Raw genomic sequence first — 13,058 nt, 5'->3', positions numbered from 1 at the left:
TGGCAGGCTGCGATCGCCTGACGATTTCACCGGATCTGCTGGAAAAGCTGGACGCCGATCACGGTGAGTTGCCGCGCAGGCTGGTGGCCGGTGCGGCCGAGTCTGTGCAGGTGACGCCGATCGATGGGGCGCGGTTTGCGGCGGATCTGGCGGCCGATCCGATGGCGACGGAGAAGCTGGCGAGCGGTATCGATGCGTTCGCCAAGGACCTGGAGGCGTTGCGGCAGACGATCCGCGCGCGGTTGTAAACGCGGGCGGTTGCATGGCTGCGGCCTGAATGCCGCCGCTGGCGTTGACGTGGCGTGGACGCAACTTCACTCGGGCTTGCCGCCGGCAGGCAGACACTCGGGCCATGTTCCATAAACAGGGATCGACCATGAAGACGAGCTTCCGCGTGTTGTGCCTGGGCAGTCTGCTCGCCGTATCGGCCGTCGCCGGCGCCCAGACCTATGGCCCCAAGGACGAGGGACGCCGCTTCAACGACGGCAGCAAGGTGGTGTGCCACAACGTCGAGGTCCAGCGTAATTCCAAGGACCCCAACCGCATCACCGGCACCGCGACCGGCGCCGTGGTCGGGGGGCTGCTCGGCAACCAGGTCGGCGGCGGCAACGGCAAGAAGCTGGCCACGGTCGCCGGTGCGGTGGCCGGTGGTGCCGCAGGCCGTCAGATCCAGGGCAACCAGCAGTCCAAGAACGGTGATCGCGTGGTTGAGCGTCGCTGCGAGCGTCAGTACCGCTGATCAAGCGCCGCACACTGCGTTGCCGTTGATGTGGGCAACAGGATCACGAAATGACGGCCCGGTGGGTCGTCATTTTTTTGTGCGCGGCCGGATGGCCGGATCAGCGCAGCGGCGGACTGCCCGCCAACGTGCGCGCCCCGGTGATGATCATCCGCAGCATCTGGGTCAGCTGCTCGATCAGTTCCGGATCCTTCTCCGGTGGCAGATCCACTGCAGTGGCGCCCATCGCGAACACCAGCCGGGTAATCGCCTTGGAGGCCAACGCCGGTTCGTGCAGGCGCGCGCCGTCGGCGGCCGCCAGGCGGATCAGGTCGACCCGCAGTTCGTCTTCGAAGTAATTCAGTTCGCGATCCACCGCATGCTTGAACGCGTCCGAGCCGGCGGTGCCTTCGCGCAGCAGGACATGGAGCAGGCGGTCGTCGGCGCGCAGCTGCTCCATGAAGGTCTCCACCGAGAGGCGGATCACGCTGCGGTCGGAGGAGGCGGCGCGCTGGCGCGCCTCGCCGATGATGGTGCGCAGCGAGCGCCCGGCCAGGTCGATCAGGGCCACGGTCAGCTCGTCCATGTCGCGGAACTGCCGGTAGAACGAGTTCGGGGCGATCCCGGCTTCACGCGCGACCTCGCGCAGGCTCAGCGTGGAGACGCTGCGGTGCGGGCCGATCAGGGCCAATGCCGCGGCCAGCAGATCCTCACGTGAGATCGAGGCTTTGCGCGCGGGATGGGCGTCGTCGGAGGCGGGCAGGGGCAGGTCTGGGGAGGTCATCAGGGGCAGCGCGGTCAAGTCCCTGAATCATAGCTCGTCCCGGCCATATACAACTGTATACACAGTCGTATGCTCGGCCGTATAGTGCGCAGCATGAGCACCGTCCCGCGCATTTCCGCCCGCCGTCACGTCGCCAGCCCCCGCCGCTGGGTCCCCGAAGCGCTGTTCGACTTCTGGGGCACCCGTCTGCACCCGCTGTGGACGCTGCGCCGCCCCTTGGCCCGGCTGCTGTCGCGCACCGCCGAGAGCGCGGATGCGGTCACCCTGGTGCTCACGCCCAACCGCCATTTCCGTGGCCTGCTGCCGGGCCAGCACGTCACCCTCGGCGTCGAAGTCGATGGCCGCCGCCTGTCGCGCAGTTACAGCCCGACCGTGCTGGCCGACGGCCGCTTGGCGATCACCGTCAAGGCCATCGCCGGCGGTGCCGTCAGCCAGCATCTGGCCCATGCCGCGGCGATCGGTGACGTCTTTGAGCTGGGCCAGGCGTTCGGTGACATGACCTTGCCGCAGGCCTCCGGCGAGCGGCTGTTGCTGCTGGCCGCTGGCAGCGGCATCACCCCGATGCGCGCGCTGCTGCGCCAGCTCGATGCTGTCGGCATGCCGGGCCAGGTGGACCTGGTGTACTGGGCACGCCGGCGTGAGGAAGTGTGTTTCGCCGACGAGCTGGCCGCGCTGGCGGCGCGCCATCCCTCGTTCACGCTGCACATCGCGCTGACCCGCGACCCGACCGCACCGGCGTCGCGCGTGGATGCATTCGCCTTCGCGGCGCTGGGCGATCTGAGCACCGCCCGCACCCTGGTGTGCGGCCCGGGTGGCTTCGTCGATGCAGCGCAGGCGCGCCTGCACGGCCAGGTCGCGTCGCTGCAGTCCGAGGCGTTCACGCCGCCGGTGCTGCCGGATGCCGAAGAGGGCACGGTGCAGGTCGAACTGCGCCGCAGCGGCCGCACGCTTGCCCTGCCACGCGGCACTTCGCTGCTGCAGGCGCTGGAAGCCGAAGGGCTGCGCCCGGCCAGCGGCTGCCGCATGGGCATCTGCAATACCTGTGTCTGCGGCAAGGTGTCCGGCGTCACCCGCCACACCCTGACCGGCGAGCATGCGGCCGAACCGGCCACGCAAGTAAAGCTGTGCGTGAACAGCGCCAGCACCGACCTGATCCTGGAGCTGTGACCATGTCTTCCGTGCACAACCGCGCGCTCTCCCCGGCCGAACTGCAGGCCTTCGGCGCTGAACTCGATGCACTGCGCGCGCGCCAGCTGGCCACGCTCGGTGCGCGCGATGCGCGTTACATCCGCCGCGTCGTGGCCGCCGTACGCTGGACCGGCGTGGCCGGCCGCGCGTTGCTGTTCCTCGGTGCCTTCGTGCACAGCGTGCTGATCCCGGCGTGGATCGCCGGCGTGGTGATGCTGGCGCTGTCCAAGATCCTGGAAAACATGGAGCTGGCGCACAACGTCATCCATGGCCAGTACGACTGGATGGGCGATCCGCAGCTGCAGGGCAGCACCTATGAGTGGGACATCGTCGGCACCGCCGACGCCTGGCGCAAGACCCACAACTTCCGCCACCACACCTACACCAACGTGCGCGGGCTGGACGACGATATCGGCTACGGCCTGCTGCGCATTTTCCCCGAGCAGCGCTGGCGCCCGTTCTACCTGATGCAGCCGGTGGTCGCGGTGGTGTTCGCGCTGCTGTTCGAATGGGGCATCGCGATCCAGGACCTGCGCCTGGGCCGCGTGTTTGCCGGCAAGATGACGCTCAAGCAACTGGGCAGGCAGTTCCGCCCGGTCGGCCGCAAGATGGGCAAGCAGATGTTCAAGGACTACCTGCTGTTCCCGGCACTGGCCGGTCCGTTCTTCCTGCCGGTGCTGCTGGGCAATGTGGCGGCCAACCTGATCCGCAACGTGTGGACCTACGTGATCATCTTCTGCGGCCACTTCACCGCCGAGGCCGAAACCTTCCCGAAGGAATGCGTGCGTGATGAGACCCGTGGCCATTGGTATCTGCGCCAGCTGCGCGGCTCATCCAACCTGACCGGTGGCAAGCTGATGAACGTCATGTCCGGCAACCTCAGCCACCAGATCGAGCACCACTTCTATCCGGATATCCCGGCCAACCGCTATGCCGCGATCGCGGTCGAGGTGAAGGAGATCTGCGCGCGCTACGGCCAGCACTACAACACCGGTTCGTTGCCGCGGCAGTTCGGCCAGGTGATGTGGCGCATCGTCCGCCATGCGTTCCCGAGCAAGCCCGGCCGCGTGCGTGCGCTGCCGGCGGTGGGCGAGGCCAGCCGCCAGCCGGGCTGATCACAGCGGGAGTTCAAGCTGCAGGCGCAGCAGCGGTGATGCGTTGCGTTGCCGCTGCAGCTGCTCGATGCCGTCCTCGCTGATCCGCCGCTGCCCGGTGCGCAACGTCCGGTGGAGCGCGTTGTTGATGCTCAGCCGCAGTTTGCTGCGGGCGCCGATCGACCACAGCGAATACAGATCCAGCTCGCGCCCATACGCGCTGATCTCGAACTGGCCGGGGCTGACCTGCACGGTGCCGCCGGTGCGGTAGGTATAACTGCCGCCCACCGTCCAGCCGGTGCGGAGCGGGTAGTCCGCGCCCAGGGTGCCGCTGAAACGCACTTGTTCATCCAGCCGGTTGTCCGGGCCGGGGACATCCTCCACACGCGAATCGTTGGCGGTTGCATTGAAGCGGACCGACACATCCGGCGCGCCCGTGATCAGCTGCGGAAGCCGCAACGCGGTATCCAGCTCTACTCCCCAGGTCGTCGCGGCGCCACCGTTCACCGGTGACGCAACCCAGCGCCCCTCCTGCAGGTGCGTCTCGGTGCGGATCACATCGCTGATCCGACGCACGTAACCGCCGACGCTGAGCTGCGCGCCCCCCTTGCCGGCGGTTTCGTAGGACAGGTCCACCCCGGTCGCCAACTCCGGACGCAGGGCCGGGTTGCCACGTTCGTCAGGGTTGAGCGGGCGGTTGTTGGTGGAGGTGTACGGGCGGGGGATGAGCGCGGCCAGGGTGGGCGAGCGATAGGTACGGGTGAGTGCAACGCGCAGCTGATCGCGCCGGGTGCCGGGAATCTTCCAGAGCGACTGCAGCACCGGCGACAGCACCTGGTCACGCCGATGGATGCCGCTGAAACCGCTGCCGTCACTGCGCGTCTCGATCTGCTCCCAGCGTGCGCCGGCATACAGCGACCAGCGCTCGCTGAGGGTGAGGTCGTCCTGGGCGTACACGGCCAGCCGCCGGATGCGTGCGTCGAACGCCAGATCGCTGATCCAGCCAGCGTCGTCGCCGACCGGCAGCAGGTGTTGTACCCGCGCCTCGTCGCGACGATCCTCGCTGGCCTCCCAGCCGAGCTGCAGCGCATGCCGCCCGCGGCCGGGAAGCGTGTATTTGCCGGTGCTGTTGAGCTCGCGCACGGTCAGTCGTGCATCGGTGTGGTCCTCCAGGTTCTGCTGCCCTTGCTGCGCGTAGCCCTGTTCGCGATAGGTGTAACGCTCGCGGTTGCCGCCCAGACGCAGTTTGGTGGTGAACGCGCTGCCCTGCTCGAAGGTGCGGGTCCAGGTGGCACTGCCGGTGGCCTGCGCGACCTCGATACGGGTGCGCTGCTGGTAGCGGGCGCGCCGCAGCGGCTCGCCCAGTGGGGTGGTCCAGTCGATAGCGGTGGTGCGGTTGAAGCGGCTGGCATCGGCGACGCCCTGCAGGGCAAGGATGTCGCCATTTTCCAGAGTGGTTTCCAGGCTGGGTGCAAGCGAGAGCACATCGCGGTTCCCGCCCGCACGCAGGGTGGTGTCGCGCAGCGCGATGGGGGTTCCCTGCCGATCCCACACACGTTCGGTGCCGGTTTCCTCGACCAGGAACTCGCGGCGCGATGCGGTGGCGGTGACCGAACTGCTGCGGTGGCCGGCGCGCCGATTGCGCTGCCAGCTGACCGACGGCGTGTTCTGGCCGTTGCTGCGGCCCCAGGCCAGCGACAGCTGTTCGGTATCTTTGCGCGCGCCGGCGGCCAGTACGATGTTGATCGAGCCGGCAATGGCCTCGGCGCGCTGGTCGGCCGTCGGTGCACGGAGGATCTCCACGCGTTCGACCATCTCCGGCGTGAGCGAATCCAGATCGAACCCGGCCGGTGCCTTCTGGCCGTTGAGCAGGATCTGGGTATAGCCCGCGCCGAGGCCGCGCAGTGACACCGCACCGCTGCGACCGGGCGCGCCGGTGCCCACGGTGATGCCGGGCAGGCGCTTGAGCGCATCGACCAGGCCGATATCACCAAACTGGCGCAACGTGTCCGTGCCGAACACGATCCGGGTGGCCGTGTCATCGCGGCGCGCGTCGTACGCCGGTCCTTGCACCTGCACGGCCTCCAGCTCGGTGGGGGGCGGTGCTGATGACGGTGCGGGCAGCGACTGCGCAGCGCTGGAGAACGCGGCGCACAGCGGGGACAAGGCGAGGACGATGCGGAACGTGGATGACATGGGCAGTCCGTGCAGAAAGGTGGCGTGGACATTTCGCCGGGCAACACGCGCCCCTCCTGTGGCCAGGAAAACGAAATGCAGCAGTGGGGCTGGGATGTGGAGCGGGTCAGCCGGTCATGGCAGGTGCGCCTGCGGATCGACGCGCTCACCGTGGCGGAGCATTTCCAGATGCAGGTGCGGTCCGGTCACGCGCCCGGTGCTGCCGACCCGCGCGATCTGCTCGCCGGCGTGCACCTGCTGGCCGACCACCACATCGGCGCCCTGCAGGTGCGCGTACAAGGTCTGCCAGCCCTGACCGTGGTCGATGACCACCACCGTGCCGTACTGCGGACCGTCCGGGTAGGCGGTGGTTGCCGCCACGATGCGGCCGTCCGCCGGCGCGAGGACCGGCGTGCCCGGGCGGGCGCCGAAATCGGTGCCGCGATGCGGTCGCTGCCGGATGCTGCCGGTATCGCCGAAATGTCCGGTGATCCTCGGTGTGGCCAGCGGTGACTGGAACTGCACCTCGATGGGGGTATCGCTCAACGGCGGCAGCGGCAGTGCGGCCTCCATCGCCGCGATCTCTTTCGGCGTGCTACTGACGGCGGTGCCTGGCAAGGGACGCGCTGCACTGGCCTGCATGACCACCAACAAGGCGCCGATCAGCAATGCGCTGCCCAGCAGGAGCGCGCGTCCCGATCCCGACAGCGGCCGCGCAGCATCGCCATGCAGCATGTGCCGGATGCGGATTTCATGCCCGGCCAGATCGCGGTGGGTCAGGGCGGTGGTGGGCGCGTGGGCCGCTGCGGAAAGGCGCAACGTGCGCACATACGCCGTGGCGAAGTCACGCCCGCCATGTGCATCCCCCGCGAGGGCCTGCGCATCACATCGCAGCTCGGCCGCCAGCTGCACGCGCGCGGTGAGGCGGCGCAGGAACGGGTTGAACCACAGCAGGGCGTTGAGTATCGCCATCAGGCCGGCGCGCTGCGGATCGCGGCGCGTCAGGTGCGCCGCCTCATGGCCCAGGATCAGGCTGAGGGCGCGATCCTCCAGCTGCTCCACGGCCGAGAGGGGCAGCACGATCAACGGCCGCGGCCAGCGCACCGCGAACGGACTCACCGGCAGCGCGCTGACCCGGCAGACGATGCCGGCCGATCGCAGCCGCTGCGCCGACGCACGGCTGCGCGGGCCTGGCCAGGCCCCCGGTGCGATCGGCAGGGTCGCCCGGCACAGCCGGCCGGTCGCCCACGTGCCGACCAGCACGCGCAGCAATGCGATACCCAGGCCGGTGACATACAGCGCGGCCAGCCACGTGCTGGTGGCCGGCCCTGCCCACGGGGAGCTCACCAGGCCCCCTTCCGCCGCACCGGCAGCCCCGAGGTCCAGCGCGGCAGGCAGCGGCAGCACCAGTGCCGGGGGCAACGAGACGAGCGGTGCGGGGGCCCACAGCGCCACACCCACCGACAGCAGGACCGGCATCACCGCCAGCAACCACACCCCCATCCAATAGCCATACGCGGCGTGGGAGAGACCCAGACGGCGGTGGACACGTTGCCCGGCAGACCACGCCACCCAGCCGCCCGCCAGGGCGCCAACGGCATGCGCGCCCCAGAAGCCCAGCGTCAGGACACTCATGCCGGATCGTCCTTGGCGGGGGCACGCAGCAGCGCATCGAGCTGCTGCAGTTCCTGTTCGCTGAGCAGGCGGCTGTCGGCGAAGGCCTGCGCCGGCAATGCGCCATCGATCTCGAGCACCCGGCGCGCGAAGTCCGTGCTGAGTGCGGCCAGTGTGGCCACCTTGCCGGCCTTGGCGCGGTACATGTTCAGCCCGTGCTCGACGGTTTCTTCCACCAGCCCTTTGTCGACCATGCGTTCGAGCGTCTTGCGGGTGGACGAGTAGGACCAGTCCAGCGCCGCGGCGGCGCCGTTGTGGACTTCGCGCGCACTGCAGGCGCCTTGGCGCCACAGCGCTTTGAGCAGTTCCAGTTCGGCATTGGAAGGGGTAGGCGGCGCAGACATGGCAATCCCGATGTGGCGAGGTGTCGCAAGTGTGCGACATATGTCGCACTGGATGCAACAGCGGTGTCATTGATGCGGATCAATGCCGTCACAGGTGGGGTGCGTACCATCCGAATGTGCAGCGCGGTGCCAGGAGGGGGCCGTGCGGTAAGGAATCCGTGCTGCCAGGCACCGGGCCACCGGTGCCTCCTGTGGGTCCGTCGAAAAAGGAGTGGTGATATGGCTGTCGAGCAACAGGGCGTGCACCGGGCACCGGTGATCGATAAAGAACCCGATGCCACGGGGGCCTACTGGTCCAACCGGCCCGAGAACACACTGCCGCCGCCGGACATGATGGGCGCCTACATGCGTAATCGCCCGGTCGCACCGGCCGGCGTGGCAAACCGCAAGGCGTGGATCATCGGCACCGGTATTGCCGGCCTGGCCGCGGCGTTCTATCTGATCCGCGATGGCGGCATGCCGGCGGCGAACATCACCCTGATCGACAGCCTGGACATCGAAGGCGGTTCGCTCGATGGGGCCGGCGACCCCGAGCAGGGCTACCTGGTTCGCGGCGGCCGCGAGATGAACTGGAACTACGACAATTTCTGGGACATGTTCCAGGACGTGCCGGCGCTGGAACTGCCTGCCGGCTACAGCGTGCTGGACGAGTACCGGGTGGTGAACGACAACGACCCGAACTACTCCAAGGCCCGGCTGATGCACCAGCAGGGGAAGATCCAGGACTTCTCCACGTTCGGGCTGAGCAAGCCCCAGCAGTGGGAACTGGTCAAGCTGCTGCTCAAGCGCAAGGAAGACCTCGACGATGTGACCATCGAGGACTACTTCAGCGAGGGCTTCCTGCAGAGTAATTTCTGGTTCTTCTGGCGTTCGATGTTCGCCTTCGAGAACTGGCAGAGCCTGCTGGAAATGAAGCTGTACATGCACCGCTTCCTGGACGCCATCGACGGCTTGAACGACATGTCCGCGCTGGTGTTCCCGAAATACAACCAGTACGAGAGTTTCGTCAAACCGCTGGTGAAGATGCTGCGCGACCAGGGGGTGCAGGTCACCTTCGGTACCCGCGTGTACGATCTGGACATGCGCGTGGCAGGCGATACCCGCACCGTCACGGGCTTGCGCTGCCGTGTGGCGGGCAACGATACGCTGCTGCCGGTGGCCGAGGGCGACCTGGTGTTCGCGCTGACCGGCTCGATGACCGAGGGCACCGCCTATGGCGACATGGACACGGTGCCGGTACTGCAGCGTCCGCGCGAAACACCGGGGCAGGACAGTGACTGGGCACTGTGGCGCAACCTCGCCGCACAGTCGCCGATCTTCGGCAAACCGGAGAAATTCCACGGTGACATCGACCGCTCGATGTGGGAGTCGGCCACGCTGACCTGCCGCCCCTCGCCACTGGTGGACAAGATCAAGGAACTCTCGGTCAACGACCCGTATTCGGGCAGGACCGTGACCGGCGGCGTGATCACCTTCACCGACTCCGCCTGGGTGCTGAGCTTCACCGTCAACCGCCAGCCGCACTTCCTCGACCAGCCCAAGGATGTGCTGGTGGTGTGGGTGTATGCGCTGCTGATGGACCAGAACGGCGACCACGTGGCCAAGCCGATGCCAGCCTGTACCGGCCGCGAGATCCTGGCCGAGCTGAGCTACCACCTGGGCATCGTCGATCAGCTGGATGAGATCGCCGCCAACACCAAGGTGCGCACCGCGCTGATGCCGTACATCACGGCGCAGTTCATGCCACGCGCGGCCGGCGACCGCCCGCACGTCGTGCCCAGGGGCTGCACCAACCTGGGCCTGCTGGGGCAGTTCGTGGAGACCCACAACGATGTGGTGTTCACCATGGAAAGTTCGGTGCGCACCGCCCGCGTGGCGGTGTATACGCTGCTGGACCTGCCCAAGCAGGTGCCGGACCTGAGCCCGACCCAGTACGACATCCGCAACCTGATCAAGGCGGCGCGTGCGCTCAACAACAACGCACCCTTCCCGGGCGAGCGACTGCTGCGGCGGGTGCTCGACAAGACCTACTTCGCGCACATCCTGCCGCCGTTGCCGGACACCGAGCACAGCCGTACCGGCTTCCTGGAAGAGGAGGTGTCCTGGCTGGTCGGCAAGGGCGGCAGCGCGTTGAAGGATCTCTCCACGCGGCTGGAAACGCTGCGCGAGAACCTGGCCAAGCGCGGGACGTAGCCCGGCACCGCCGCCCCATGCGGATGGGGATCGGCGATACTGCAGGCTGATCGCCTGCTGAGATGCACGGACCCGCCCCACATGTCTTTTGACGCGACACCTCCAGCGGCCGAGCGCCAGGATGTCACCCGCCTGCTGCGCCGCTGGAGCGAGCAGCAGGACATCGCCGCCCGCGATCAACTGCTCGCGCTGCTGTATGCGCAGCTGCGTGGCATGGCCGTGGCGCGGCTGGGCACTGCCCGGGATGGCGTGCTGCAGCCGACCGTGCTCGTGCACGAGGCGCTGATGCGGATGATCGGTGGGGAGATCGGCTACCGCGATCGCGTGCATTTCCTATCGTTGGCGGCACTGAAGATGCGCAGCGTGCTGGTGGATCACGCACGCGCGATGACCGCTTCCAAGCGGGGCGGAGGTGCGATCAACCTGACCCTGTCGTATGCCGACCAGGAAGCCAGCCCCGATCACGATGCCTTCGAAGTATTGGCCCTGAACCGCGCGCTGGAGCAACTGGCCACCTTGGATGAGCGCGCCGCACGCACGGTGGAATGGATGTACTTCGGGGGAATGAGCCGCGAAGAGATCGCCCAGGCGCTGGATGTGTCGGTGCCCACGGTCGATCGCGATCTGCGGTTTGCCAAGGCGTGGTTGAACCGGCACCTGGCCGGGCCGGCCACGCGCGCATGACCGGCCCAGACCGCTGGCGGACGGTGCGCGGGCTGTTCGACGCGGTCTGCGACCTCCCCGAGGCGCGCTGGCGCCCGGTGCTGGGTGAGCTGTGCGATGACCCGGCCGCGATCGACGAAACGCTGCAACTGCTGCGCGCGCAGACCGCCGACCTGGGCCGGGTCGAGCACGCGCTTGCCGCCGTGATGGCCGCGATGGATGATCCGGCCACGCTGGTCGGGCAACGGCTTGGCCCGTGGCGCCTGAGCCGATTGCTGGCCGTCGGCGGCATGGGGGTGGTGTTGCTGGCCGAACGCGCCGATGCGCTGTACCGGCGCGAGGTGGCGATCAAGCTGATCCGCCGCGCCTACGACCCGGTACTGGCCACGCGGCTGGCCAGTGAAAGCCAGATCCTGGCCGACCTGCAGCACCCCCATATCGCCCGGCTGTATGACGTGGGCGTGGCCGAGGGCGGCCAGCCCTACCTGGTGATGGAATACGTGCAGGGTGAACCGCTGGACGACGCCTGTCGCACCCTGGCGCTGGATCTGGCCGCACGCCTGCGCCTGTTCGTGCAGATCTGCGGCGCGGTACAGGCCGCACATTCCCAATCCGTGGTGCACTGCGACCTCAAGCCCGGCAACGTACTGGTACGCCCCGACGGCCAGCCGGTCCTGCTGGATTTCGGCATCGCGCATCTGCTCGGTGACGCCAACGATGCCGCGGCCTTCCTCACCCCGGCCTATGCCAGCCCCGAGCGCCTGGCAGGGCGCCCGGCCAGTGTGGTGGGCGATGTCTACAGTCTGGGCGTGATGCTGGAGGCACTGCTGCAGGCCACGCCGCCGCCGGCGCGCGGCGCGCCCCCCGACCTGCTGGCGGTCGCGACCAAGGCCGCTGCCGCGGATCCGGCCGAACGTTATGCTTCTGCCGACGCACTGGCCGAGGATATTGAACGGTATCTGGCACGCCGCCCGGTGCGTGCGCGTCGGCCCAGCCGCTGGCATCGTGCGCGCCTGCTGCTGCGGCGGCAATGGCGCGCCAGTGTGATCGTCACGCTGGTGGCGGTGACGGTGCTGGCCTTCGTGCTGCGCTTGAGCGAGGCGCGTCGGCAGGCCGAGCAGAATGCGGTGGCTGCCGCCGGCATCGCCGACGTGCTGGTGGCCGCCTTCGATGCGGCCGATCCCGGGCTGCGCCACGGCACGCCGATGACCGCGCGTGAGGTGCTCGATCTGGGCGCACGCCGGCTCGAGCAGGACCGCACCGTGTCGCCCGCGCTGCGCGCGCGGATGCAGGCTGCATTGGGGCGCGCCTACCAGAACCTTGGCCAACCGCAGGATGCGCAGGCCCTGCTGCGGGACAGCGTGGCGGGGCTGGTGCACACGCGCGCCGCGCCGCATGAGATCGCCGACGCCCGCGCCAGCCTGGCGGTGCAGCTGCTCAGCGCTGGGCGTGAGAAGGAGGCGCTGGGCAGTGCAGAGGACGCGTTGGGCTTGCTTGAGCAGGATGATGCCCCGGCGGTGCGGGTGAAGGCCTTGAACGCCCGGGGCCTGGCCCAGGCGCAGCTGGAGCAGCCGGCGGCGGCAGAACAATCCTTCCGCTCCGCGCTGGCATTGAGCCGGCGTGGAAACGGTGCGCCGCTTCAGCGCGGCGGCCTGGCGGCGATGGCCAACCTCGGCGATCTGTACCGGAGCCAGGGTGAGCTGGACAAGGCCGAAGCGATCCTGCGCGAGGGTTTGGCCGAGGCATCGCGCGAGCAGGGTGTGCAGGGGGCCGAGTACCAGCGGGTCCTGCGCGCGCTGTCCTCGACGCTGCTCAACCAGGGCCGTATCGATGAAGCGCTGGCGCTGGCCGAGCGCGGCTTCGCGCTGACCCGGCAGATGTTCGGCGCAGGCAGCAGCTACACCGCCGCGGCCGAAGCCGCGCTGGCCGGACAGTATCTCGATCTTGGCCGCTACCAGGCGGCCGACCAGCACTTCCGCAACAGTCTGCAGACCAGCGCCGCGGTGGATGGCGTGGACAGCCGCGCCTACGCGGTCAAACAGTATGCCCACGGCCTGATGGAGGAAGCCCGCGGCGACTACGTGCAGGCCGAACAGAACTACCGCGCTGCGCTGGCGCGCTATCGGGCGCTGCTCGGGCCCGAGCACGCCGACACACTCGACGTGGACATGGTGCTGGCGCGGTTGCTGCTGCGGACCGACCGCACGGCCGAGGCGCAGGCACCG

11 protein-coding genes are annotated in these 13,058 nt (G+C 68.5%); 7 read left to right on the top strand and 4 right to left on the bottom strand.

From position 1 onward, the window contains the following. A partial coding sequence (locus QMX81_RS18610; protein WP_282263687.1) for a transaldolase family protein occupies window positions 1-248 on the top strand: 248 nt, incomplete at its 5' end. Window positions 249-376: 128 nt separating this feature from the next. Then, entirely contained in the window at window positions 377-739 is a 363-nt protein-coding gene (locus tag QMX81_RS18605; RefSeq protein WP_102789149.1) for a glycine zipper 2TM domain-containing protein, read from the top strand. Window positions 740-839: 100 nt separating this feature from the next. Here the strand turns inward: QMX81_RS18605 and fabR are convergent, their stop codons facing one another. After that, window positions 840-1,502 carry an HTH-type transcriptional repressor FabR gene (gene fabR, locus QMX81_RS18600; RefSeq protein WP_026069985.1) on the bottom strand — a complete coding sequence of 221 codons (663 nt, stop codon included), beginning with the start codon at window positions 1,500-1,502 and terminating at the stop codon, window positions 840-842. Window positions 1,503-1,595: 93 nt separating this feature from the next. Between fabR and QMX81_RS18595 the strand changes: the two genes are divergently transcribed. Beyond that, the gene (locus tag QMX81_RS18595) at window positions 1,596-2,669 is read left to right on the top strand and encodes a ferredoxin reductase (protein WP_121041353.1); all 1,074 of its coding nucleotides are present in this window, start codon (window positions 1,596-1,598) and stop codon (window positions 2,667-2,669) included. A gap of 2 nt (window positions 2,670-2,671) precedes the next feature. Further along, the gene (locus tag QMX81_RS18590; protein WP_121041355.1) at window positions 2,672-3,805 is read left to right on the top strand and encodes an acyl-CoA desaturase; all 1,134 of its coding nucleotides are present in this window, start codon (window positions 2,672-2,674) and stop codon (window positions 3,803-3,805) included. On the opposite strand, the gene QMX81_RS18585 is transcribed toward QMX81_RS18590, so the two are convergent. From QMX81_RS18585 to QMX81_RS18575, 3 genes are all read right to left on the bottom strand, one after another. After that, window positions 3,806-5,980: a TonB-dependent receptor gene (locus tag QMX81_RS18585; protein WP_152151664.1), complete on the bottom strand. Its 2,175-nt coding sequence runs from the start codon at window positions 5,978-5,980 to the stop codon at window positions 3,806-3,808. A gap of 114 nt (window positions 5,981-6,094) precedes the next feature. Next, window positions 6,095-7,594 carry a M23/M56 family metallopeptidase gene (locus QMX81_RS18580; protein ID WP_282263682.1) on the bottom strand — a complete coding sequence of 500 codons (1,500 nt, stop codon included), beginning with the start codon at window positions 7,592-7,594 and terminating at the stop codon, window positions 6,095-6,097. After that, on the bottom strand, window positions 7,591-7,977 hold the full coding sequence (locus QMX81_RS18575) for a BlaI/MecI/CopY family transcriptional regulator (protein WP_282263680.1): 387 nt from the start codon (window positions 7,975-7,977) through the stop codon (window positions 7,591-7,593). The genes QMX81_RS18580 and QMX81_RS18575 overlap by 4 nt, the downstream gene beginning before the upstream one ends. Before the next feature lie 219 nt (window positions 7,978-8,196). Here QMX81_RS18575 and QMX81_RS18570 point away from each other — a divergent pair, with 219 nt between their 5' ends. The 3 genes from QMX81_RS18570 to QMX81_RS18560 all read left to right on the top strand — a co-directional run. After that, the gene (locus QMX81_RS18570; protein ID WP_282263678.1) at window positions 8,197-10,170 is read left to right on the top strand and encodes an oleate hydratase; all 1,974 of its coding nucleotides are present in this window, start codon (window positions 8,197-8,199) and stop codon (window positions 10,168-10,170) included. 81 nt (window positions 10,171-10,251) lie between these two features. Beyond that, window positions 10,252-10,854 carry an ECF-type sigma factor gene (locus QMX81_RS18565; RefSeq protein ID WP_121041365.1) on the top strand — a complete coding sequence of 201 codons (603 nt, stop codon included), beginning with the start codon at window positions 10,252-10,254 and terminating at the stop codon, window positions 10,852-10,854. Beyond that, the coding region (locus QMX81_RS18560; protein ID WP_282263673.1) for a protein kinase at window positions 10,851-13,058 on the top strand (2,208 nt) is incomplete at its 3' end. The genes QMX81_RS18565 and QMX81_RS18560, both read left to right, overlap by 4 nt.

Source organism: Stenotrophomonas sp. PS02301 (assembly GCF_029959485.1).
Lineage (GTDB): Bacteria > Pseudomonadota > Gammaproteobacteria > Xanthomonadales > Xanthomonadaceae > Stenotrophomonas > Stenotrophomonas maltophilia_Z.
This window is presented reverse-complemented; position numbering and strand designations above follow the sequence as displayed.